This window comes from Williamsia phyllosphaerae (genome assembly GCF_014635305.1).
GTDB lineage: Bacteria > Actinomycetota > Actinomycetes > Mycobacteriales > Mycobacteriaceae > Williamsia_A > Williamsia_A phyllosphaerae.
Window position 1 is genome coordinate 2,501 of the sequence record NZ_BMCS01000005.1, and the last position, 2,606, is coordinate 5,106.

General features: G+C 55.0%; 2 rRNA genes (1 of these 2 cut by a window edge). Both read left to right on the forward strand.

Annotated elements, in window-relative coordinates:
• Nucleotides 1–2,418, forward strand: a 23S ribosomal RNA gene (locus tag IEV93_RS22415); it begins 722 nt to the left of the window's first position.
• A gap of 128 nt (nt 2,419–2,546) precedes the next feature.
• Nucleotides 2,547–2,606, forward strand: a 5S ribosomal RNA gene (gene rrf, locus IEV93_RS22420); the annotation flags it as partial.

Consider the following 2,606-nt stretch of genomic DNA (forward strand, 5'->3'; position numbering starts at 1 on the left):
GTAGCCGTAGCGAAAGCGAGTCTGAATAGGGCGATTCAGTGGCGTGTTCTAGACCCGAAGCGGAGTGATCTACCCATGGCCAGGGTGAAGCGTCGGTAAGACGACGTGGAGGCCCGAACCCACTTCAGTTGAAAATGGAGGGGATGAGTTGTGGGTAGGGGTGAAAGGCCAATCAAACTCCGTGATAGCTGGTTCTCCCCGAAATGCATTTAGGTGCAGCGTCGCATGTTTCTCACTGGAGGTAGAGCTACTGGATGGCGGATGGGCCCTAAAAGGTTACTGATGTCAGCCAAACTCCGAATGCCAGTGAGTGAGAGTGCGGCAGTGAGACTGCGGGCGATAAGGTTCGTAGTCGAGAGGGAAACAGCCCAGATCGCCGGCTAAGGCCCCTAAGCGTGTACTAAGTGGAAAAGGATGTGGGGTCGCGAAGACAACCAGGAGGTTGGCTTAGAAGCAGCCACCCTTGAAAGAGTGCGTAATAGCTCACTGGTCAAGTGATCCTGCGCCGACAATGTAGCGGGGCTCAAGTACACCGCCGAAGCCGCGGCACTCACACAATACATTCATGCACCCTTGCGGGGGTGTGTGTGGTGGTGTGGGTGGGTAGGGGAGCGTCCTGCACCCATGGAAGCCACAGAGTGATCTAGTGGTGGAGGGTGTGGGAGTGAGAATGCAGGCATGAGTAGCGAAAGACGAGTGAGAAACTCGTCCGCCGAATGATCAAGGGTTCCTGGGCCAGGCTAATCCGCCCAGGGTGAGTCGGGACCTAAGGCGAGGCCGACAGGCGTAGTCGATGGACAACGGGTTGATATTCCCGTACCCGTGTTATCGCGCCCGTGATGAATCACATGTACTAACCATCCAAAACCGCCGAGAAGACCTTCGGGTCTCGAGTGTGGGGCTGCATGGGACCTTGTGTGGTAGTAGTCAAGCGATGGGGTGACGCAGGAAGGTAGTGGGGCCAGTCAGTGGTTGTACTGGTGTAAGCCTGTAGGGCGAACGGTAGGCAAATCCGCCGTTCACATAGCCTGAGAGGTGATGCGTAGCCGAATGAGGCGAATTCCATGATCCTATGCTGCCGAGAAAAGCCTCTAGCGAGTGGTGACACGGCCCGTACCCCAAACCAACACAGGTGATCAGGTAGAGAATACTAAGGCGATCGAGAGAACTGTGGTTAAGGAACTCGGCAAAATACCCCCGTAACTTCGGGAGAAGGGGGACCACGTCTGGTGACCGGTTTTACGCCGTGAGCTGGGGGTGGTCGCAGAGACCAGAGAGAAGCGACTGTTTACTAAAAACACAGGTCCGTGCGAAGTCGTAAGACGATGTATACGGACTGACGCCTGCCCGGTGCTGGAAGGTTAAGAGGACCGGTTAATCACTTCGGTGGTGAAGCTGAGAATTTAAGCCCCAGTAAACGGCGGTGGTAACTATAACCATCCTAAGGTAGCGAAATTCCTTGTCGGGTAAGTTCCGACCTGCACGAATGGCGTAACGACTTCTCTGCTGTCTCAACCACAGACTCGGCGAAATTGCAGTACGAGTAAAGATGCTCGTTACGCGCGGCAGGACGAAAAGACCCCGGGACCTTCACTATAGTTTGGTATTGGTGTTCGGTTCGGTTTGTGTAGGATAGGTGGGAGACTGTGAAACCCGCACGCCAGTGTGGGTGGAGTCGTTGTTGAAATACCACTCTGATCGTATTGGATACCTCAACCTCGGACCATGATCTGGTTCAGGGACAGTGCCTGATGGGTAGTTTAACTGGGGCGGTTGCCTCCCAAAATGTAACGGAGGCGCCCAAAGGTTCCCTCAGCCTGGTTGGCAATCAGGTGTTGAGTGTAAGTGCACAAGGGAGCTTGACTGTGAGACGGACATGTCGAGCAGGGACGAAAGTCGGGACTAGTGATCCGGCACCGGCAAGTGGAAGCGGTGTCGCTCAACGGATAAAAGGTACCCCGGGGATAACAGGCTGATCTTCCCCAAGAGTCCATATCGACGGGATGGTTTGGCACCTCGATGTCGGCTCGTCGCATCCTGGGGCTGGAGTAGGTCCCAAGGGTTGGGCTGTTCGCCCATTAAAGCGGCACGCGAGCTGGGTTTAGAACGTCGTGAGACAGTTCGGTCTCTATCCGCCGCGCGCGTAAGAAACTTGAGGAAACCTGTCCCTAGTACGAGAGGACCGGGACGGACGAACCTCTGGTGTGCCAGTTGTTCCACCAGGAGCACTGCTGGTTAGCTACGTTCGGAAGGGATAACCGCTGAAAGCATCTAAGCGGGAAGCCTGTTCCAAGATGAGGTTTCTCACCACCATCGCGTGGTTAAGGCCCCCCACAGACCATGGGGTTGATAGGCCAGAACTGGAAGCCCAGCAATGGGTGCAGGTGACTGGTACTAATCGGCCGAGGACTTACAACAACAACCTACAAAATAGGCAATAAAACTTGTAGAGCTGTTTCGCATCCACTGTGCAATATCTGAAACAACACACAAACAACACAACAGAACGACTTTGTTGTGGCATGTGTGACTCTGTTTCGCAGAGTTACGGCGGCCATAGCGGAGGGGAAACGCCCGGTCCCATCCCGAACCCGGAAGCTAAGCCC